17 protein-coding genes are annotated in these 19,546 nt (G+C 57.9%); 7 read left to right on the top strand and 10 right to left on the bottom strand.

What is annotated here, in order from left to right; genetic code table 11:
* The first annotated feature begins 5 nt into the window (after positions 1-5).
* The 4 genes from ACZ0A4_RS03735 to ACZ0A4_RS03720 are packed head-to-tail and all read left to right on the top strand — an operon-like array spanning position 6 to position 3,303.
* Complete coding sequence (locus ACZ0A4_RS03735) at positions 6-842, top strand: ABC transporter permease (RefSeq protein WP_163013661.1); 837 nt, start codon at positions 6-8, stop codon at positions 840-842.
* Positions 829-1,629, top strand: coding sequence for an ABC transporter permease (locus tag ACZ0A4_RS03730; RefSeq protein WP_007916333.1), 801 nt, complete (start codon positions 829-831; stop codon positions 1,627-1,629). Before ACZ0A4_RS03735 ends, ACZ0A4_RS03730 begins: the two co-directional genes overlap by 14 nt.
* Entirely contained in the window at positions 1,626-2,615 is a 990-nt protein-coding gene (locus ACZ0A4_RS03725; protein WP_016983773.1) for an ABC transporter ATP-binding protein, read from the top strand. The genes ACZ0A4_RS03730 and ACZ0A4_RS03725 overlap by 4 nt, the downstream gene beginning before the upstream one ends.
* Before the next feature lie 34 nt (positions 2,616-2,649).
* Positions 2,650-3,303, top strand: a complete 654-nt coding sequence (locus ACZ0A4_RS03720) for an HAD family hydrolase (RefSeq protein WP_463573119.1) — start codon at positions 2,650-2,652, stop codon at positions 3,301-3,303.
* A gap of 141 nt (positions 3,304-3,444) precedes the next feature.
* Here ACZ0A4_RS03720 and ACZ0A4_RS03715 read toward each other — a convergent pair whose 3' ends face one another.
* Positions 3,445-4,407, bottom strand: coding sequence for a zinc-binding dehydrogenase (locus ACZ0A4_RS03715; RefSeq protein ID WP_463573117.1), 963 nt, complete (start codon positions 4,405-4,407; stop codon positions 3,445-3,447).
* 138 nt (positions 4,408-4,545) lie between these two features.
* Here ACZ0A4_RS03715 and ACZ0A4_RS03710 point away from each other — a divergent pair, with 138 nt between their 5' ends.
* Together ACZ0A4_RS03710 and ACZ0A4_RS03705 are read left to right on the top strand one after the other, a co-directional pair.
* On the top strand, positions 4,546-6,630 hold the full coding sequence (locus ACZ0A4_RS03710; protein ID WP_463573116.1) for a carboxy terminal-processing peptidase: 2,085 nt from the start codon (positions 4,546-4,548) through the stop codon (positions 6,628-6,630).
* Positions 6,631-6,764: 134 nt separating this feature from the next.
* A complete protein-coding gene (locus ACZ0A4_RS03705; protein WP_463573115.1) occupies positions 6,765-8,555 on the top strand; it encodes a bifunctional diguanylate cyclase/phosphodiesterase in 1,791 nt (596 codons plus the stop codon).
* An 88-nt stretch (positions 8,556-8,643) separates the two neighbouring features.
* On the opposite strand, the gene ACZ0A4_RS03700 is transcribed toward ACZ0A4_RS03705, so the two are convergent.
* From ACZ0A4_RS03700 to ACZ0A4_RS03660, 9 genes are all read right to left on the bottom strand, one after another.
* Positions 8,644-9,060, bottom strand: a complete 417-nt coding sequence (locus ACZ0A4_RS03700; protein ID WP_463573114.1) for a hypothetical protein — start codon at positions 9,058-9,060, stop codon at positions 8,644-8,646.
* Positions 9,060-9,512, bottom strand: a complete 453-nt coding sequence (locus tag ACZ0A4_RS03695) for a hypothetical protein (protein ID WP_463573112.1) — start codon at positions 9,510-9,512, stop codon at positions 9,060-9,062. The genes ACZ0A4_RS03700 and ACZ0A4_RS03695 overlap by 1 nt, the downstream gene beginning before the upstream one ends.
* 71 nt (positions 9,513-9,583) lie before the next feature.
* Positions 9,584-9,898: a contact-dependent growth inhibition system immunity protein gene (locus ACZ0A4_RS03690; protein ID WP_463573111.1), complete on the bottom strand. Its 315-nt coding sequence runs from the start codon at positions 9,896-9,898 to the stop codon at positions 9,584-9,586.
* On the bottom strand, positions 9,888-14,531 hold the full coding sequence (locus tag ACZ0A4_RS03685; RefSeq protein WP_463573109.1) for an RHS repeat-associated core domain-containing protein: 4,644 nt from the start codon (positions 14,529-14,531) through the stop codon (positions 9,888-9,890). The genes ACZ0A4_RS03690 and ACZ0A4_RS03685 overlap by 11 nt, the downstream gene beginning before the upstream one ends.
* A gap of 240 nt (positions 14,532-14,771) precedes the next feature.
* Complete coding sequence (locus tag ACZ0A4_RS03680) at positions 14,772-15,179, bottom strand: tetratricopeptide repeat protein (protein WP_463573107.1); 408 nt, start codon at positions 15,177-15,179, stop codon at positions 14,772-14,774.
* Entirely contained in the window at positions 15,180-15,551 is a 372-nt protein-coding gene (locus ACZ0A4_RS03675) for a hypothetical protein (RefSeq protein WP_003223109.1), read from the bottom strand. It abuts the gene before it with no gap.
* Positions 15,548-15,889 (bottom strand): helix-turn-helix domain-containing protein, encoded by a 342-nt coding sequence (locus ACZ0A4_RS03670; RefSeq protein ID WP_463573105.1) that lies wholly within the window; start codon positions 15,887-15,889, stop codon positions 15,548-15,550. Before ACZ0A4_RS03670 ends, ACZ0A4_RS03675 begins: the two co-directional genes overlap by 4 nt.
* 112 nt (positions 15,890-16,001) lie before the next feature.
* Complete coding sequence (locus ACZ0A4_RS03665; RefSeq protein ID WP_463573103.1) at positions 16,002-16,457, bottom strand: YkvA family protein; 456 nt, start codon at positions 16,455-16,457, stop codon at positions 16,002-16,004.
* Between the two features lie 294 nt (positions 16,458-16,751).
* The gene (locus ACZ0A4_RS03660) at positions 16,752-17,468 is read right to left on the bottom strand and encodes an FKBP-type peptidyl-prolyl cis-trans isomerase (protein WP_007919751.1); all 717 of its coding nucleotides are present in this window, start codon (positions 17,466-17,468) and stop codon (positions 16,752-16,754) included.
* A gap of 269 nt (positions 17,469-17,737) precedes the next feature.
* Between ACZ0A4_RS03660 and ACZ0A4_RS03655 the strand changes: the two genes are divergently transcribed.
* Positions 17,738-19,546, top strand: a complete 1,809-nt coding sequence (locus ACZ0A4_RS03655) for a di-heme-cytochrome C peroxidase (RefSeq protein ID WP_463573102.1) — start codon at positions 17,738-17,740, stop codon at positions 19,544-19,546.

Here is a 19,546-nt window from a genome sequence, read left to right as displayed (position 1 = left end):
ATGCCATGACTCGCGGCAAATGGCTGGCGGCGCTGTGCCTGGTGCCCTTCGCGCTGTTCTTTATCGTCTTCGAAATCGCCCCGCTGGTCTGGGTGATGATCAACAGCCTGCAATCGGAGGAGTTCGGCTGGGGCTTGGCCAACTTCAGCAAGATCTTCAGCTCGAAGTTCTATTTGCAGGCGATCCAGTACAGTCTCGAGATCAGTTTCTGGTCGAGCGTGTTCGGCATTATCATCGCCGTACTCGGTGCGTATTCCCTGCGCCGCGTCGATTCGAAACTGCGCAACTTCGTGAACGCTTTCGCCAACATGACCAGCAACTTCGCCGGTGTGCCTCTAGCCTTCGCGTTCATCATTCTGCTCGGTTTCAACGGCAGCATCACCATCATGCTCAAGCAGTCGGGGATCATTCAGGACTTCAACCTGTACTCGAAAACCGGGCTGATCATCCTTTACACCTACTTTCAGATTCCCCTCGGCGTGCTGCTGCTTTACCCGGCCTTCGACGCGCTGCGTGAAGACTGGCGCGAGTCAGCTGCGCTGCTCGGTGCCAATGGCTGGCAGTTCTGGCGGCATATTGGTTTGCCAGTGCTGACCCCTGCGTTGCTCGGCACGTTCGTGATCCTGCTGGCCAACGCCCTCGGTGCCTATGCCACGGTGTACGCGTTGACGACGGGCAACTTCAACGTCCTGCCAATCCGTATTGCAGCGATGGTCTCCGGTGACATTTCCCTCGACCCGAATCTGGCCAGCGCCTTGGCCGTGGTGCTGGTGGCGCTGATGACCATCGTCACTGTCGTGCATCAACTGCTGTTGAAGAGGAGCTACCATGTCTCGCGCTGAATCCGGCCCGGCCGGCCTCTACCACCGCGTCGTGGTTTATCTGCTGTTCGCCATCCTCTTGCTGCCACTGGTGGGCACCCTGGTCTATTCGATTGCCAGCAGTTGGTCGGCGACCATTCTGCCCAGCGGCTTCACCTTCAAGTGGTACATCCAGCTGTGGAGCGATCCGCGCTTCCTTCACGCCTTCGGTCAGTCATTGCTGGTGTGCGTCGGTGCGCTGGTGCTGTCGGTGGTGCTGATCCTGCCGCTGTTGTTCGTGGTGCATTACCACTTTCCGAAGCTCGATGCGCTGATGAACATCCTGATCCTGCTGCCCTTCGCGGTGCCGCCGGTGGTGTCCTCGGTGGGTTTGTTGCAGCTCTACGGTTCCGGGCCGATGGCGATGGTCGGCACGCCGTGGATTCTGATCGGTTGCTACTTCACCGTGGCCCTGCCGTTCATGTACCGGGCGATCACCAACAACCTGCAAGCGATCAACCTGCGCGACCTGATGGACGCTGCACAACTGCTTGGCGCCAGCACCTTTCAAGCGGCGTTTCTGGTGGTGCTGCCGAATCTGCGCAAAGGCCTGATGGTCGCGTTGCTGCTGTCGTTCTCGTTCCTCTTCGGTGAGTTCGTCTTCGCCAATATTCTGGTCGGCACCCGCTACGAAACCCTGCAGGTGTACCTGAACAACATGCGCAACAGCAGCGGTCACTTCACCAGTGCGCTGGTCATCTCGTATTTCTTTTTCGTGCTGGTCCTGACCTGGATCGCCAACATCTTGAACAAGGACAAAAGCGAATGAGCTATGTCAGCGTCCAACACCTGCAGAAAAACTACGCGGGCACCACGGTGTTCAGCGACATCAACTGCGAAATCAACAAAGGCGAATTCGTTACCCTGCTCGGTCCGTCCGGTTGCGGAAAATCCACTCTGCTGCGTTGCATCGCCGGCCTGACGCCGGTGGATGGCGGCAAGATCCTGCTCGATGGCGTCGACATCGTGCCGTTGAGCCCACAGAAACGCGGGATCGGCATGGTGTTCCAGAGCTACGCGCTGTTCCCCAACATGACCGTCGAGCAAAACGTTGCCTTCGGTTTGCGCATGCAGAAGGTCAACGCCGATGACAGTCATAAACGCGTTTCGGAAGTGTTGAAACTGGTTGAACTGAACGACTTCGCCAGCCGCTACCCACATCAGTTATCCGGCGGCCAATGTCAGCGTGTGGCCCTCGCCCGTTCGCTGGTGACTCGCCCGCGCTTGCTGCTGCTGGATGAGCCGCTGTCGGCGCTCGATGCGCGCATTCGCAAGCACCTGCGCGAACAGATTCGGCAGATTCAGCGCGAGCTCGGTTTGACAACGATCTTCGTCACACACGATCAGGAAGAAGCGCTGACCATGTCTGACCGGATTTTCCTGATGAATCAGGGAAAAATCGTACAAAGCGGCGATGCCGAAACCCTCTACACTGCGCCGGTCGATGTGTTCGCCGCCGGCTTCATCGGCAACTACAACCTGCTCGATGCCGACGACGCGTCGAAGCTGTTGCAACGCCCGATCAACCACCGCATCGCCATTCGCCCGGAAGCCATCGAACTGAGCCTTGAAGGCGAACTCGACGCGCAGATCCGCAGCCACAGCCTGCTCGGCAACGTTATCCGCTACCGGATCGAAGCACGCGGCGTGGAACTGGTGGTGGATGTGCTTAACCGCTCGGCCGCCGATCTGCATCCCGACGGTCAGCGTCTGGCGCTTTCAATCGATCCGACGGCCCTGTGTGAGGTAGCCTGATGACTTTGCTGACGTTGAAGAGAGAACTGCACTGATGGCCCTGGCAATTTTTGATCTGGACGAAACCTTGATCCACGGCGACTGCGCCACCCTCTGGAGCGAGCAGATGGGGCGCCTCGGCTGGGTCGATCCCGAGTCGTTCATGCGCAAGAACAACGAACTGATGGACGCTTACAGCCACGGCAAATTGCGCATGGAAGAGTACATGGAGTTCAGCCTCGAACCGCTGATCGGCCGCACGCCGGAAGAAGTCGAGCACTTGGTCGGGCCATGGGTTGAAGACTTCATCGAACCGATCATCTTCAGCGATGCGACCAAAACCATTGCCGCACACCGCAAGGCTGGCGACCGGATTCTGGTGATTTCGGCGTCAGGCACGCACCTGGTCAAACCGATTGCCGATCGACTGGGCATCGATGAAATTCTCGGCATCGAACTGGAAGTCGCCCACGGCGTTTACAGCGGCCACACCGTCGGCACCCTGACCTACCGCGAAGGCAAGATCACGCGGTTGCTGGAATGGCTGGATGCTGAAGAAGAGAACCTGGAAGGTGCGAGTTTCTATTCCGACTCGCGCAATGATTTGCCGTTGTTGCTGAAGGTGGATTTCCCGCACGTGGTCAACCCGGACCCGGTGTTGCTGGAGCACTCCGAAAAGGCCAACTGGCCAATCCACCTTTGGAAATGACAAAGATTTAATCTGCAATTGCACGCTGACACCCCGAACCTGAGTTCGACTCCATGTGTCAGGTCGATGTACCTCGACAGAACAACCCGGTCAGTCCCCTCTCCCTTTGGGAGAGGGTTAGGGTGAGGGGCTTTTCCCTGCTCAGCTCAGACTTTCGTCAATCACCAACACCAATTTCCCGGAAACCGTATTACTCGCCAGCTCCGCAAACGCCGCCTCGGCATCCTTCACCGGGAACGCCTTGGCCATCTGCGGACTCAAGCGCCCTTCGGCAAACAGCGGCCACACCTGCTGGCCCAGATCACTCAACAGATCCGCCTTGAACTGATCGTCGCGACTGCGCAACGTCGAGCCCAGCAGTTGCACACGCTTGGCCAATACCTGCGCCAGATCCAGTTTTGCCTCACGGCCACCCATCAAACCGATCAACACCCAACGCCCGTCCAGCGCCATCAGCTTGAGATTCAGCGCCGAATAATTGCCACCGACCGGGTCGAGAATCACATTGAACGGCCCGAAATCACGCAGGCTCTCCAGATCATCGGTGCGCACCACCCCGCCCTGCGCACCCAGTGCCTCGCAGTAGGCCAAGCGCTCAGCCGAACCGACGCTGACCCAACAGGGATTGCCGAACGCCTTGCACAACTGAATGGCGGCTGAACCAATTCCACTTGCGCCGGCATGCAGAAGAACTTTCTCACCCGGTTTGAGCGCCGCAAGTTGAAACACATTCAGCCAGACTGTTGCATAAACCTCGGGCAATGCAGCGGCCTCGATCAGCGAGACGCCTTCGGGAACCGGCAGCACGTGCCGCCCGTCGACGACTACCTCTTCGGCCATGCCACCCCCGGCCAGCAAGGCGCAAACCCGATCGCCGACCTGCCACGCACTGCCCGCGCCGACCTCGCTGATGACTCCGGAGCACTCAAGACCGAGCACTTGGCTGGCACCTGGTGGTGGTGGATAAAGTCCTGCTTTCTGTAATAAATCGGCGCGATTGAGGCCCGCTGCCGCCACTCGGATGCGGACTTGTCCTACATCACACGTAGGACTCGGCTCTTCAACCCATGCCACTTGACCGTCAACGCCTTGCAATGCCTTCACAGTGCCTCCATAGTGAGTCTGGACTGAGCCCGAAGCTGTAGCGCCGGGCTTTTTGCATTATGCGACCGGCTCTCGTAGAACCGGCGACTTCAAAGACGGCCTAATATGCGTTATCAATTGTCCCCGCGTCGAATCAGCATGAAGCATTTGCTCCCCAGCACCGCCCTCGCTCTTTTCATCGGTATCGGTTTGTTGCCGGTGTCGGGCAATACATTCGCAGCCAACAGCTGGGACAAATTGCAGCCTGATCGCGATGAAGTCATCGCCAGCCTGAACGTCGTCGAGTTGCTCAAGCGTCACCACTACAGCAAGCCGCCGCTCGACGATGCGCGCTCGGTGATCATCTACGACAGCTACCTCAAGCTGCTGGATCCGTCACGCAGCTACTTCATGGCCAGCGACATCACCGAATTCGACAAGTGGAAGACCCAGTTCGACGACTTCCTCAAAAGCGGCGACCTCAACGCCGGGTTCACCATCTACAAGCGCTATCTGGACCGCGTCAAGGCGCGTCTGGACTACGCCCTTGCCGAGCTGAACAAAGGCGTCGACAAGATGGACTTCACCACCAGGGAAACCTTGCTGATCGATCGCAAGGACGCACCTTGGCTCAAATCCACTGCTGAACTCGACGACCTGTGGCGCAAACGCGTCAAGGACGAAGTGCTGCGGATGAAGATCGCCGGCAAAGAGCCGAAGCAGATCCAGGAAACCCTGACCAAGCGCTACAAGAACCAGTTGGCGCGCCTGGACCAGACCCGTCCGGAAGACATCTTCCAGGCGTACATCAACACCTTCGCCATGTCGTACGATCCGCACACCAACTATCTGTCGCCGGATAACGCGGAAAACTTCGACATCAACATGAGCCTGTCCCTCGAGGGCATCGGTGCCGTGTTGCAGAGCGACAACGACCAGGTGAAAGTCGTGCGTCTGGTGCCTGCTGGCCCGGCCGACAAGACCAAACAGGTCGCCCCGGCCGACAAGATTATCGGCGTTGCCCAAGGCAACAAAGAGATGGTCGACGTGGTCGGCTGGCGTCTGGACGAGGTGGTCAAGCTGATCCGTGGTCCGAAAGGCACCGTGGTGCGTCTGGAAGTGATTCCGGCGAGCAATGCGCCGAACGACCAGACCACCAAGATCGTGCCGATCACCCGTGAAGCAGTGAAGCTTGAAGATCAGGCGGTGAAGAAGTCCGTGCTCAACCTGAAACAGGACGGCAAGGACTACAAACTCGGCGTCATCGAGATTCCAGCCTTCTACCTCGACTTCAAGGCGTTCCGTGCCGGTGATCCCGACTACAAGAGCACCACCCGCGACGTCAAGAAGCTGCTCACCGAGCTGCAGAAAGACAAAGTCGATGGCGTGGTCATCGACTTGCGCAACAACGGCGGCGGTTCCCTGCAGGAAGCCACCGAGCTGACCAGTCTGTTCATCGACAAAGGCCCGACCGTACTCGTGCGTAACGCCGATGGCCGTGTCGACGTACTCGAAGATGAAAACCCGGGCGCCTTCTACAAAGGTCCGATGGCACTCTTGGTCAACCGCTTGTCCGCCTCGGCTTCGGAGATTTTCGCCGGCGCCATGCAGGACTACCATCGCGCGCTGATCATCGGTGGTCAGACCTTCGGCAAAGGCACCGTGCAGACCATTCAGCCGCTGAACCATGGCGAACTGAAACTGACACTGGCCAAGTTCTACCGGGTTTCCGGCCAGAGCACCCAGCATCAGGGCGTATTGCCGGACATCGACTACCCGTCGCTGATCGACACCAAGGAAATCGGCGAGAGCGCACTGCCGGAAGCCATGCCGTGGGACACCATCCGTGCGGCAATCAAACCGGCAGCCGACCCGTTCAAACCGTTCCTGGCCCAGCTCAAGTCCGAACATGACACGCGCACCGCCAAGGATGCCGAGTTCGTGTTCATCCGCGACAAGCTGGCCCTGGCGCAGAAGTTGATGGAAGAAAAAACCGTCAGCCTCAACGAAGCCGAGCGCCGTGCCCAGCACAACGACATCGACGCCAAGCAACTGGCGATGGAAAACATCCGTCGCAAGGCCAAAGGCGAAGAGCCGCTCAAAGAGCTGAAGAAAGAAGACGAAGACGCCCTCGCGGCCGCTGACCCGGACAAGGTCAAACCGGAAGACGACGCCTACCTGAGCGAAACCGGGCGCGTGTTGCTGGATTACCTGAAGCTGAGTAATCAGGTGGCCAAGAAGTAAGATGATGGCAATTTAATGCTGACGATCCCCGGATCGTCATCAAACAGTCATCATTCTGTCGTGCAATAAAGGACTGGGAGCCACTCTCTTCATCGAGAGCGCTCCCAGTCCTTTTTTTATCGCCAGAGATTGCCATGACCACGACCGAACAGCTGAGTGCCTTGAGCTCGATCCTGACTCAAAGCGGTTTGCACAGCCTGTTCCAGCCGATCATCTCTCTCTCGGAACGCCGCATTCTCGGCTACGAAGCCCTCACCCGTGGCCCGTCCAACAGCCCTCTTCACTCGCCCATCGCACTGTTCGCCGTAGCGCGTCAGGCCGGACGTTTGAGCGAGCTGGAAATCGCCTGCCGGCAAAGTGCTTGCCGTCGTTTCAACGAGCAGCAACTGCCGGGCAAACTGTTTCTCAACGTCTCGCCGGAATCCTTGCTTGAAGCCGCGCATCAACCGGGGCGCACGTTGCAGCTGCTGCAGGATTTCGGCATTCCGCCGAGTCAGGTCGTCATCGAGCTGACTGAACAAACACCGATCGACGATTTTCAGTTGCTGCAAACCGCCTTGCATCACTATCGGGCGATGGGTTTTTCCATTGCGCTGGATGATCTCGGTGCCGGCTACTCGAGCCTGCGTCTGTGGTCGGAGCTGCGCCCTGACTACGTGAAGATTGATCGGCACTTCATCGACGGCATTCATCAGGACGCGCTGAAGCGCGAGTTCGTCGGCTCGATCCTGCAAATCGCCAAAGCCTCGCGCGCGCAAGTCATCGCCGAAGGAATCGAACTGCCGGAAGAACTCGCGGTGCTGACTGAAATGGGCGTCGATCTGGTGCAGGGTTACTTGCTCGGTCGCCCCCAGGAACACCCGCCCCGCGATGCTCGCGCCTTGATGCCCAAACACGACAGCAGCAGCGTTGCGCTGAACGACGAAGGCAGCGACCTCAGCGCCCTGCTCAACGACCAACCGGCCGTGCATCGCGACACACCGACCGCCACCGTGCTGGAAGCCTTTCGCCGCCAGGCCAACCTCAACTCACTGGCGGTACTCGACGAACAAGGCCAACCCTGCGGCATCGTCCACCGCCACTCCTTATCGGATGCCCTGCTCAAACCGTTCGCCACCGACCTGTTCGCGCGCAAACCGATCAGCCGCCTGATGAACGACGACTTCCTCGCCGTGGAAATGAGCCAGTCATTGCAGCAAGTCAGCCGCCTGATCACCAGCCGCGCCCGGCAACGCATCGAAGAAGACTTCATCATTACTCTTAACGGCGGCTACCTGGGCCTCGGCCGGGTGATCGACGTGCTTAAGCTGATCACCGAGCTGAAGATCCAGCAGGCTCGTTATGCCAACCCGCTGACTTTGTTGCCGGGTAATGTGCCGATTCAGCAATGCCTGACGCGGTTGCTGCAGCAGGGGCGCGAATCGGTCATCTGCTACGTCGACATCGACAGTTTCAAACCCTTCAATGACATCTATGGCTACGGGCGTGGTGACGAAGTGTTGCTGTGTCTGGCGCAATGCCTCAACGAACGCGTCGACCCTACCCGCGACTTCGTTGGCCACATTGGTGGCGACGACTTTCTCCTGGTCCTCGGCCCCGAAGACTGGCGCAAACGACTTAATCAATTACTTGATGACTTCCAGAGCCAATGCCGACGCTTCTATCGCACTGAACACCTCGACGCCGGCTGCTTCATCGCCCCGAATCGCCAAGGCGTGCGGCAGGAGTTTCCACTGTTGTCGCTGTCCATCGGCGTCGTGCATCTACACCCGGAGGCCTGCGCACAGCTGGATGCCAGTCACCTTGCTGAGATGGCATCGCAGGCGAAACACCATGCGAAGAATGTTCCGGGGTATAGCGTGTATGTGATTGATAGTCTGTTCGCTCAGCCACCTGCAGAAGCACTTACACTCGGACATCGGTGATTCGACATAACCGAATTCGTGCAACCAGCATCTTCACCCTTTGAATGCCCCCAAAACTTACAAAATTGCAGCGAGCAACAAGTCGCGGTTACCAAGTTGATGAGTCTTCTCGGCTGGCTTTGTAAAGCTCGTGCATCCATGCTTCGGACAACTGAAAGTACATGCTTTCGAAAAATGCCTTTGGATCACTCATCTCATCCCAGCCTTCTGGTAGCAAGGAGTGAGAGTATGGATCATGCTCCAGCACCTCTTGAAAGACATCACCGCTTTCTTCAAGCGCCTCTCCCAACACAGCAAACAAAACGAACTTATGCCGATGGCTCAGTTTTGAAAACCGCTTGATTACGTACCTGGATATTAAAATACTTCTGTCTGATGGATCCTCAGGATCGTACGCAGACAGCGTCTCACCCAAGCTTTCTTCGCGATCATACGTATCAAACCCACCGAGAAAGTGAGACAGCCTTGGACGATAAGGAATATCAAGATAAGGATGCATCAACATTATGCTTTCTCTATCGGATAAAGAGCCCAAGGCTCCAGTGTCTCGAAATCAAATCTCATTTCAAAACCATACATTTCAGAGATGTAGCGTGGATCAGATGGATCTGCGGGATTTGGCTCATATCCTTCACCAATATTTTCAGTCTCCATTCGCACTACCAGATTTCCCATACTATCCTCTCCAGTGAAGCGAGGCATTTTTCTGGACTCTCTTGTCATCGCCTCGTTATATGCATTCATTTGCGCTCTGTAACTCAAAAAGCGAGAACCATGAACTCCTCGAGATTTTTTAACTTTAGCAACAGCCCCCTCATTTAACGCTCGCTCATGGCTAGCTGACTCTTCAACTTTCTGAAACTGAAGCTTCGACCTTTGCATCACAAACAACCCTATACCTTTACAACAAAAAAAAATCCTTGATAAAAAACCAACTTTACGACTCTGCTCAACCACAATACTTACTCCTCTTAAAGCCACGTTCTTATTCAACGAATAACAAATGACACTAACAATCCCAGAAACACTTAAATATCATTATGCGAAGAATCACCAAACAGCACAGAAATGTGCTTCAACCACGTATTTCCGTCTTGCCACTCATTCCAATAGCAATAGCAACAACCATTTTTTTTCAGCAAAAAATCTCGAGTTTCATTTTCTGAAATTTTCATCGCCAAAAAAGAATCGATTTCCTTTACCACCTTCTCAAGTACGCGAGGTTCTGAGTCCGCTATGAAAGATTTAACAACATCATCTGCGGAGTCAAACTCACACATCCAGTCTTCATGAAAATAGGCCCCGAGAAACTGAAACAGACTAGGAAAATCTTCAATTGTCATTTACAAATCCCGTCAAAATAAAGTATCCAAGCGGTGAAGTTGCATCTCGCCGCAACACCAATCTAATGCTAGACAAAGGCTCCAACCTTCCGCTCTGCCTCACTACACCCACCCCTGCAGGAGCTGACACCTGTTCATTAATTACAAGTTTGCTTGCATTACCCTGCACAAAATTATCAATTGTCACCTTGTTGTTTCTAATAACATTCGCGAGTGCAGCTTCAGCTTCTGACCTATTTAGAAATGTTGACGCAATAGGTATGTTCGGCTCGGCCGCTAGCCTAGCTCTGAGTTGAGCCTCCGATCTATCTACATGTCTCGCAATAGCATGTCCACCGCGAGTCTCATGGGCATCTAATCCTCCACCTGGAACAATTTCGCTATAAGGTCCATCAGCAGGAATGCCTCCGGGACAGTTACAGCTCAACCCCAACGGATCCACCCACCCCGTCGGATTCGGCACGTACTGGTACTGATTCAACCCACCGGCCAACTTGATCGGATCCGGCGTCAGATACCGCCCCAGCCGCGGGTCGTAATACCGGTGGCGGTTGTAATGCAGGCCGCTTTCCGCATCGAAATACTGCCCCTGAAAGCGCAGCGGCTGGTTCAGGTAGTCATCACCAGCGAGGGTCAGTGCGGCGACTTTGCCGTAGGCGTCGTATTGCGCGGACCAGACGATGTCGCCGCTGTAGTCGGTGAGTTCCTGCGGGGTGCCGAGGTGGTCGAGTTGGTAGTAGAACGGGCAGGCTTTTTTCGGGCCTTTGCCGTCGAGCAGCGCGAGGGGGCGGAAGGTGCCGGGTTCGTAGACGTAGCTGCGGTATTCGCGTTCGCTGCTTTCGGCGACGAGGTGGTCGCCTTGCCAGAAGAATTCGGTGGTGTCGTCGCCGACGGTTTTGCTGATGCGTCGGCCGAAGGCGTCGTAGCGGTAACTGACGGTTTGGCCGTCGGGGCGGGTCAGGCCGATCAGGCGGTGCTGGCTGTCGTAGCGGTATGCAGTGACGAGTGTCTGCGCGCGGCCGCGACGTTCGCGGATCAGGTTGCCGAAGGCGTCGTAGTCGTAGTGGCGGTCGCCCTGCATGAGCAGGCGGTTGCCCTTGATCTGGCTCGGGCCGGGGCGGTCCTGCATCAGCAGGTTGCCGGCCGGGTCGTGGGCGAAGGATTCCGGCAGTTCGTCGCGCGAGTGGCGTACGCGGATCAGGCGGTCGAGGGCGTCGGAGCCGTAGGTGCGCTGGCCGTGGCGGCTGTCGGCAATGTGCGCGAGATTGCCGTTGGCGTTGTAGGCATAATCGCGGCGGTACAGCGCATCGCGCTGATGGCCTACGGCGTGGGCGAGTAATCGTCCTTGATCGTCGTAGGTATATTCGCTGAGCAGCAAACCTTGTTGGCGTTGCAGTTCGCGGCCGGACTTATAGATGTGACGGGTCAGTGGCGTGCCGTTGAGGTCGATGTCGGTCAGCGCGCCGCCCTTGGCGTGGCGGTAGTCGAGCACGCTGTTGTCCGGCAGACGCATGCGTTTGAGCTGGCCGCAGGCGTCGTAGCGGTAGCGCAGGGTGCCCCAGCCCTGATGCTCGGTGATCAGCCGGTCCTGACGGTCGTACTCGAAGGCCAGCGGGTGTTGCTGGCCGTCGTCGACGCCGATCAAACGGCCGAGGCGGTCGTATTGATAGCTGACCTTGATCCCGTCGGGCAGGGTTTTGACCAGCAGACGCCCGGCCGCATCGCGTTTATATGCCGTGACTAACTGTGAGCCGTCATCACCGAACTCGGTCTTCTCCAACAGATGGCCGTTGAGGTCATAGGTGTACGCCGTGCGGCGGCCGTCAAAACCGCTTTCCTGACGGATCATCCCGGTCGGCGTGTAGTCCAGCCGGTACTTTTCCCCGGACTCGTTTTCAATCTCGGTGAGCAGCAGTTGCGCATGGTCGTAGCGGTACTGCACCCGCGTGCCGTCGGGGTTGATCCGCCGCGAGACCAGATGCAGGTCATCGTCGTATTCGTAGCGGGTGATGCGCCCGAGTTCATCGCGCTCGGCAGTGACCTGACCATAGGCGCCGTAGCTGTAGGCGCGGGTCGCACCGTCAGGAAATGTCGTCTGAATCAGTCGGCCAACGGCGTCCCAATGCTGACGGGTGACTGCGCCATGTTCGTCGGCGGTGGTGGTCCGTCGCCCCAGCGCATCGTAGGAAAAGCGCCGCACGCCACCGTCGGGCAGGGTTTCCTCGGTCAACTGACCCAGGGCATTCCATACCAGCCGATGCCGACTGCTGTCCGGATAGCGGATCGACAGCAACTGGCCACGGGTGTCGTAGTAGTAATGGGTGACCTGGCCGTCGGGATCGACCGCTTCGGTGATATCGCCCTCGGCATTACGCCGGTAGATCCACACCGCATCACCGCGCGAACGCCGATAAAGGAAACCGTTGCGGTACTCGTAGGACGTGGGCGCATCAACAGGTGGAATCAGCGCGATCAGCCGTCCGACTTCGTCGTAGCGGTATTCGGTGACCGCGCCCAAGGCATCCTGCTCGGCGATCAAGCGCCCGGCATCGTCGTAGGCCTTGAGCTGCTCGCCACCGTCGGCCTCGACCTTGCGCACCAACCGCGCACGCTCGTCGTGAACGTAGGTCTCTTCGGTGCCGTCGACGTAATGCACCGCGACACTGCCGTCGCCCGCCCAGACGTAGCGCGTGTCCATCTGCGAAAACGATGCCCAGTGGCGCACGCAGCGGGCAGCCTTGCCAGACCGCTCCCACTCCCAGAAGAAGCTCGCGCCGCCGGCCAGTTGCCGCTGCAGGATTACGTGGGCGTCGTCATAGTCGTAACGCTCGCTGTCACCGACGGCGTTGCTGGCTTCGATCAGGTGCCGATAGGCGTCGTAGCGGTAACTGACCAGTGTCTGTTCGGTGCCCCAGGCTCCGTCGCGAAACACCTGATAATCGACACCCAACAACTGCGCGCGGTCATAGCGCAACAGCAGCGAACGCCCGGCCCCGTTGTCCAGGCGCCGCACCCGGTCAGACCGATCGCGCTGCAGCGTCAGACGATTGCCATAGGCATCGCTGATCGCCGTCAGCCGTCCTGCGCGAAAGTGATAAAACCGCGCCGTATCCCCAGCCAGCGCGAGGATCAGCTCTTCCGGCTCATCACCCAGAAAGATCGCTGCCCGCGACAGGCTGTTGTGAATCGCCGGTCGTGCAGCACTGGGCAACGGAAAGCGAGTGCGGCGGTTTTCGTGGTCAACCCAGACAACAACATCGCCTTCAAAGACCAACCGATGCGCCAGCGAATGACTCCAGCCAAACCCCAACCCGACATCAATCTCCGCCGCGCTGCTGCGATACAACCGGGTGAACTCAAACGGCAACACGCCATCGAGCACCGCATCAGTCAGCGTCAGCAGTTCCTCACCGGTGACCATCGACACCGGGCAACCGTTGGTGCAGGTGAAGGGCACGCAATCAGCGCTGTCACCGTTGGGGTTTTTCGCCTGATCCGGCAAGTCGTCATGCGGCTCGTCTTTCTTCAACAAAGTGTTGCGCCTGGCATCCCAGCGCAATTGCATCCGGCCCTTTTTCACCCCGGCGGCGATGCCACGGGCGGCAACGGCTTTGTATTGATCAACGTATTTGATGAACCCCTCGACGATGCCGAACATCGCCTTCACCAAACGCTTCATCGCCGACAGCAATTGCACGGCGCGATCTGCCAGACGCAACGTCAGATAAGCGATGCCTGCGCCACCGCTCACAAACGTTAAAACGACGCTGATCAACACATCGATGAGCAACTGCACCATCATCATCGACACTGCTTCAGCGGTTTTGTCGGCGATTTCACTGGGCGGCACCATCTCCAGCCAAAGGCTGGCCGTGCGCAGCAATAAACACAGTGCAGCTTCGTCACTGACCAGCAGTTGCAGCTTCTCCATGACCTGGGGCGCAGTTTTCGCCAGCTCGATCAGATCCGCCGCGCCACTGCCCAAGCGCTCAACAAACTCGCCGGGATCCTTGAGAATGTCCGAGAGCAAACCAATGCTGTCCCACACCCCCTCGATGGCCGCCCAGCTCCCGGCGAGCGTGCCGTTGCCTGCCGCCGTCGCCACCGACTGCGACCACTGCGGCTTGAAACCCTTCCATTCACTGCGCAGCCAGCTATCCAGCTCCGCGGTCAGGCCGTCATACGCTTTGAAAAGATCCTCGACCTGATCCGGAGTGACATCGCTGTGCACCTGCACCTGATAGAACTTGCCAGGTATTCCTTTGAATGAGCCCTTGCCTTGCGCATCAAGGGTGATGGGGGTGGTTTCGCCACCGTCCATGGCGATCACATCGACCACGATGTTGCCGAGCGGGATTTCGTATACCGACTCGAACTTGCTTTCGATCAGCATCACCCCGCCCTCCGGGCACTGGACGACGCCGGAGAAAAACTCTTTGTCGGAGCTGCTGACGGCAGTGCTGTCGGAACCGAAGCGAATGATCCGCTCCATGCCCATCAACGACGGCAAATCCGCAGCGTGGCTAACCTTGTCCGCCGCTCGACTGGCCCAATGACTGAGCTGTTCGCGGTAAATACTGAGGGTGGCGGGAAAGCTGTCGAGTGCTTGCTCGATGCGGGTGACGGCTTCCATCAGCGCACGCGGGTGTGCGAAGTGGACTGAATAAGCGGATCAAACATGAGCGTTCCCTCGCGCAAAAAATTAGGCGCAGGAACTGTGCGGGGGATCAATCAGGAAAGAAGTCAGGCAAGTAGGCGATGACTGTAGGACTTGTCTGTAAAAAATCACTCATAGATAAACAGGTGCACACAAACGCAAACGCGGCATGAGGAAAACCTCACGCCGCGTTTATTTGAGCAGACATAAATGGATTTACAGTGTTGAGTCGCGAGTACTCAGCTCTTTCAATTTGAGCTCCGCCAACGGGTGCCCGGCCTTGGCAGCCATGCCCCACCAGCGTGCGGCTTCGGCAGGATCCGGCGGTTTGCTCGGTGTCCCGGCCAGGCAGATCACACCGACCTGATAAGCCGCTTTGCCATCGCCTGCGAGCGCCGCCAACCGCAACAGGCGCACACCTTCTTCACGTGCACCCAGGCCGACACCGCGAAAGGTCAGGATGTGCCCATAGAAGCTCTGCGCACCGACATCGCCAAGGTTGGCCATGCGCGCAAACTGACCTTCGAGCCAGCGCCAGCCGCGCGGTTGGCGAACAAACCATGACCAGTGAAACAGCCTGCGGGCCAGCCAGTAACTCGCCCGCGCCTTGAGTCGTAAAAACACTCAGGCCTCCGCCGATTCCGGGTACTCGTATTCAAAAACACGGACGACTTCCGAAGCATGCCACGAGGCTGCGGCAACGCCATCGGACGGCCCGGAAAAGCGCCCCAGACGTTCAACACATTCAAAGAAACCGGTGCGTGGCAGGCGACTCGCCCCCTGACTGATCACCAGCGAACTGCGCAACGGTTGTTCGGCCTTGGCATCCAGCGCGGCCAGATGCTCAAGCGCGGCGGTCAAGGTTTGCATGGCCGGTGTCGGCAATTGCAATCGTTCGAGCAAGGCCCGATAAGTCAGCAGATGGCGCTGGCGGCGCGCCTGATCCAGTTCTCCGAGCAATCCATCCCAATGTTGACGACTGATGCGTACGCTCACGATTCATCCCTCCACCCTGGCACCGTCAACTCCCAGGCCAGGCTGCGGCGAATCGCGGCGTCGGGCTGACGCTCGCCACTTTCGATCATGGCCAGATATGACGGGCTGATGCCTACCGTGCGGGCCAGCGCCTCAATGGCGATGCCCTTCCCTTCGCGCAAACAGCGTAGTTGATCCAGACCTGGAAGAATCGGGTCTGGTGTGGCCGCGAGCGGCGCAACTGCCGGACGCGACGGTGTTTCATTGATGCCTGCTGCTTGTAGTAGAGCCTGATACTGAGCCCACGGCAGAACCGCGTATTCGGGTTCGCCATCGCGTGCAATTATCTGAATATCCATGACTACCCCGTAGGACAACAACACTTAGCAAGTCGGCACTTTTCCCTAGAAGTGTAATCCTAACAGCGGCCAAGGTCGCGGGGGGTATCTATCTACAGGAAGACTTAATGAATCAGGGCTTTTTCGGCCCCTGAAGTTGCAGTTGTTCAGGGGCATCGGGCAGCCGTTCGACCACGGCAAGTTTTTCCGGTTGCTGGCGGTTGCGCCAGAGTCGGAAGGCATTGAGTTCATCGTCCAGGGTCTTCATCAGCCAGGCGAGGACGGCGATGTCGTCGAGCATGCCGAACACAGGTATGAAATCCGGAATCGCATCTACCGGGCTGAGGAAGTACATCAAACCCGCCACCACCGAAACCAGTGCTTTGCCGCTGATGGCCCGATACTCGCCGCGCCAATAGGCCAGGCACAGCGCCTGGAGCAAACGTAAATCATCCTTGAGTTTACCGAGACGATTGCCTTGTGCGGCGCCTTTGCTGGCGACCGCAAACAGCAAGGTCGGCAAACGCCCACGCGCCAGCAGGCGGCCGGCCAGGGGCAGGAATCGAGCGAAATTCCACGGAGCTTTCATCTATTCCTCCCGTTGAAATGTTATCCACACAAATTGTGGATAACCTTGTGAACAGAGCTGCATTTCAGCGCTGAAAGCCCCGTTTCATAAGGGCTGCGCTCAGATCGGGCGTTTTTTACTCACATAAAAAACCCCAATATTTCATTGACTTGGCTGCTCAGGGCGGCTAGCGATGGCAGCCTCAATGGCTATGACTCTCCCGGCTGCCATCGGTTCGCTCTGTTTACCCTTGCCAGACTCCAGATGCAACAACGCCCCGCATAAGCGAGGCGTTGTTGTTGAAGCCTTTGCCAATTACTTGGCAGCAGCTGCTTCTTTGGCTGGATCCTTGATTGCCAGCAGTTCCAGGTCGAAGACCAGAACCGAGTTGGCCGGGATTGCCGGACTTGGCGACTGAGCGCCGTAAGCCAGATCGCTAGGGATGTACAGTTTGTACTTCTCGCCAACGTGCATCAGTTGGAGACCTTCAACCCAGCCCGGGATCACGCCGCTTACCGGCAGATCGATCGGGCTGCCGCGCTCGACGGAGCTGTCGAACACGGTGCCGTTGGTCAGCTTGCCGGTGTAGTGAACAGTCACTACGTCAGTCGGCTTAGGCTGTGGGCCGTCGGCTTTCTTGACCACTTCGTACTGCAGGCCGGAAGCGGTGGTGGTTACACCAGCCTTCTTGCCGTTCTCTTCGAGGAATTTCTTGCCAGCCGCAGCCGACTCTTCGCTCATCTTGGCCATGCGCTCTTCAGCACGCTTTTGCAGTGCGGCGAAGGCCTCGACCAGTTCTTCGTCTTTCAGCTTCTGTTCTTTCTTGCCGACGGCATCTTCGATGCCCTGGGCTACCGCTTTGGAGTCCAGATCATCCATGCCTTCCTGAGCCAGGCTCTTGCCCATGTTCAGGCCGATACCGTAGGAAGCTTTTTGCGCCGGGGTTTTCAGCTCTACGCTGGTCTGCGAATCACAACCCGCGAGGACCAGGCTAACCAGGGCTACCGCCGCCGCCAACCGATGCTGTTTCATGCTATTTCCTTGTTCATGCGCCGAAAGGGCAATCGAGTAAAGCCGCGAGCTTATCAGGCCGCCACGACCAATGGCTACCGGCATGAGAGCAGTAAAGCGACGATAAGTTCAGGGATTAAAACGCATTGGCGCGAAGCGACGATGAAGCTTCTGTCATCTTGTCCCGACAATCAGCGTCGTTTCTTCTTGCATCATCTGGCGTAATGGCCACTTGCCGCATAGGGCAGGCTCAGGCATAACAGCGGAACAACTCGACAAGGATGTTTATCTTGCGCCTTCTATTCCGTGTGCTGATTCTGATCGTCGTGCTGCTGGGACTTGTTCTCGCAGTGGTGCTGTACTACGTTGCCAACCCGAAATTGCCTTTCTACACGCCCGCCGAGCAGGTGCATTACCTCAATCAGTGGAGTGTCGAAGACCGGCAAACCTACTATTTCACGCCCCAAGGCACGCAGGTCAAAGGTTTGCGTTACGAGTGGTTCCAGGCGTTGGAACTGCCCTTTTCGGTGCAACGTTTCGCCTCTCCCGACTACCTCGCCCGCTTTGGTTTTCTGGTCGATCCGCAACAGCAAGCCACGACGAACAACCCCGGCAACCTCCCTGTCGGTTTTGCCCGCCACCAGAATCCCGGCAGCTCCGAGCAATATCTGGACATCACCTGCGCCGCTTGCCACACCGGCGAATTGCGTTTCAAAGGCCAGGCCGTACGGATCGACGGCGGTACCGCGCAACATGTGTTGCCTTCCAGTGTTCCTACTTTGCGCGGCGGAAGTTTCGGACAGGCTCTGGTGGCAAGTCTGACCTCGACTTACTACAACCCATGGAAATTCGAACGCTTTGCCAGAACCGTGTTGGGTGACGAATACGACGCGCGCCACGAGCAATTGCGCAAAGACTTCAAAACTTCACTGAACACATTCCTTAGAGTGGCCTGGAACGATACCCATCGCGGCCTCTACCCGACCGAAGAAGGCCCCGGCCGCGCCGACGCCTTTGGACGCATTGCCAATGCGACGTTTGGCGATGCGATTTCCCCCGCCAACTATCGCGTGGCCAATGCTCCGGTGGATTACCCGCAGCTCTGGGACATGTGGACGTTCGATTGGGTGCAGTGGAACGGCTCGGCGCAGCAACCAATGGCGCGCAATATCGGTGAAGCGTTGGGTGTCGGCGCCACCCTGAATTTTTTCGATGCCAACGGCCAGCCACTGCAAGGCGACGCACGCTATGCCTCCAGCGTGCGCGTGCGTGATCTGCACAAAATCGAAGAAACCCTGCAAAGGCTCAAGCCGCCAGCTTGGCCAGAGGATCTGTTTGGTGCCATCGACAACCCCCTGGCAGCCAAGGGGCGCACGCTGTTTGCCGAGAATTGCGCCGGTTGTCACGTACCGCGCCAGAGTCAGGAAGGTGAGCGCTGGGTGCAGCATCTGCACATGCTGCCGGTCGATGTCATCGGTACCGACCCGACCGCCGCCAACAATATCGCCAGCCACCGTTTCGATCTGACTGCCCTGCAATGGGATCTGAAGGAACTCGAAAAAATGGACGTCAAACTGCATCCAAAGCCCAAGGAGCCACTGGATCCAAGCCAATTGTCAGTGGCCAAGGGGCTTGCTTACGTCACCGCTTTTGTCGAAGACCGCGCCTATCGCGAGGCCAACGTCACGCCGCAGGAGAAACCACGCCTGGACGGCTTCGGCCTGCCCATCGGCGTACGCGAAAAAGTCGCTTACAAGGCGCGCCCACTGGCCGGTGTCTGGGCCACCGCGCCGTTTCTGCACAACGGTTCGGTGCCGAGCATTTATCAGTTGCTGTCGCCGCAGGATGAACGCGCCACAACCTTCTTCAAAGGCACCGTCGAGTACGATCCGCGCCATCTGGGGTATCGCACCGAAGCGTTTGCCAATGGCTTCTTGTTCGATACGCGGATCACCGGCAACCACAACAGCGGCCATGAATTCCGTGCCGGCGAACGTGGTAACGGCGTTATTGGCCGGTTGTTGCAGCCGGAAGAACGCTGGGCGCTGCTGGAATACCTGAAAGTCCTCGGCGGCCCACTGGAGGCGCAATTACCATGA

The sequence above is a fragment of the Pseudomonas sp. AC172 genome (genome assembly GCF_979258595.1).
Note: the sequence above shows the minus strand (reverse complement) of the source record. Positions and strands in the feature narration are given on the sequence as shown.

What these genes read in the sequence shown, in the direction of transcription:
- ACZ0A4_RS03735 (WP_163013661.1), top strand. Translation starts at nt 6, where the DNA reads ATGACTCGCGGCAAATGGCTGGCGGCGCTGTGCCTGGTGCCCTTCGCG.
- ACZ0A4_RS03660 (WP_007919751.1), bottom strand. Translation starts at nt 17,468, where the DNA reads ATGAAACAGCATCGGTTGGCGGCGGCGGTAGCCCTGGTTAGCCTGGTC.
- ACZ0A4_RS03670 (WP_463573105.1), bottom strand. Translation starts at nt 15,889, where the DNA reads ATGGATATTCAGATAATTGCACGCGATGGCGAACCCGAATACGCGGTT.
- ACZ0A4_RS03700 (WP_463573114.1), bottom strand. Translation starts at nt 9,060, where the DNA reads ATGTTGATGCATCCTTATCTTGATATTCCTTATCGTCCAAGGCTGTCT.
- ACZ0A4_RS03685 (WP_463573109.1), bottom strand. Translation starts at nt 14,531, where the DNA reads ATGGAAGCCGTCACCCGCATCGAGCAAGCACTCGACAGCTTTCCCGCC.
- ACZ0A4_RS03720 (WP_463573119.1), top strand. Translation starts at nt 2,650, where the DNA reads ATGGCCCTGGCAATTTTTGATCTGGACGAAACCTTGATCCACGGCGAC.
- ACZ0A4_RS03710 (WP_463573116.1), top strand. Translation starts at nt 4,546, where the DNA reads ATGAAGCATTTGCTCCCCAGCACCGCCCTCGCTCTTTTCATCGGTATC.
- ACZ0A4_RS03690 (WP_463573111.1), bottom strand. Translation starts at nt 9,898, where the DNA reads ATGACAATTGAAGATTTTCCTAGTCTGTTTCAGTTTCTCGGGGCCTAT.
- ACZ0A4_RS03725 (WP_016983773.1), top strand. Translation starts at nt 1,626, where the DNA reads ATGAGCTATGTCAGCGTCCAACACCTGCAGAAAAACTACGCGGGCACC.
- ACZ0A4_RS03665 (WP_463573103.1), bottom strand. Translation starts at nt 16,457, where the DNA reads ATGAAAGCTCCGTGGAATTTCGCTCGATTCCTGCCCCTGGCCGGCCGC.
- ACZ0A4_RS03705 (WP_463573115.1), top strand. Translation starts at nt 6,765, where the DNA reads ATGACCACGACCGAACAGCTGAGTGCCTTGAGCTCGATCCTGACTCAA.
- ACZ0A4_RS03730 (WP_007916333.1), top strand. Translation starts at nt 829, where the DNA reads ATGTCTCGCGCTGAATCCGGCCCGGCCGGCCTCTACCACCGCGTCGTG.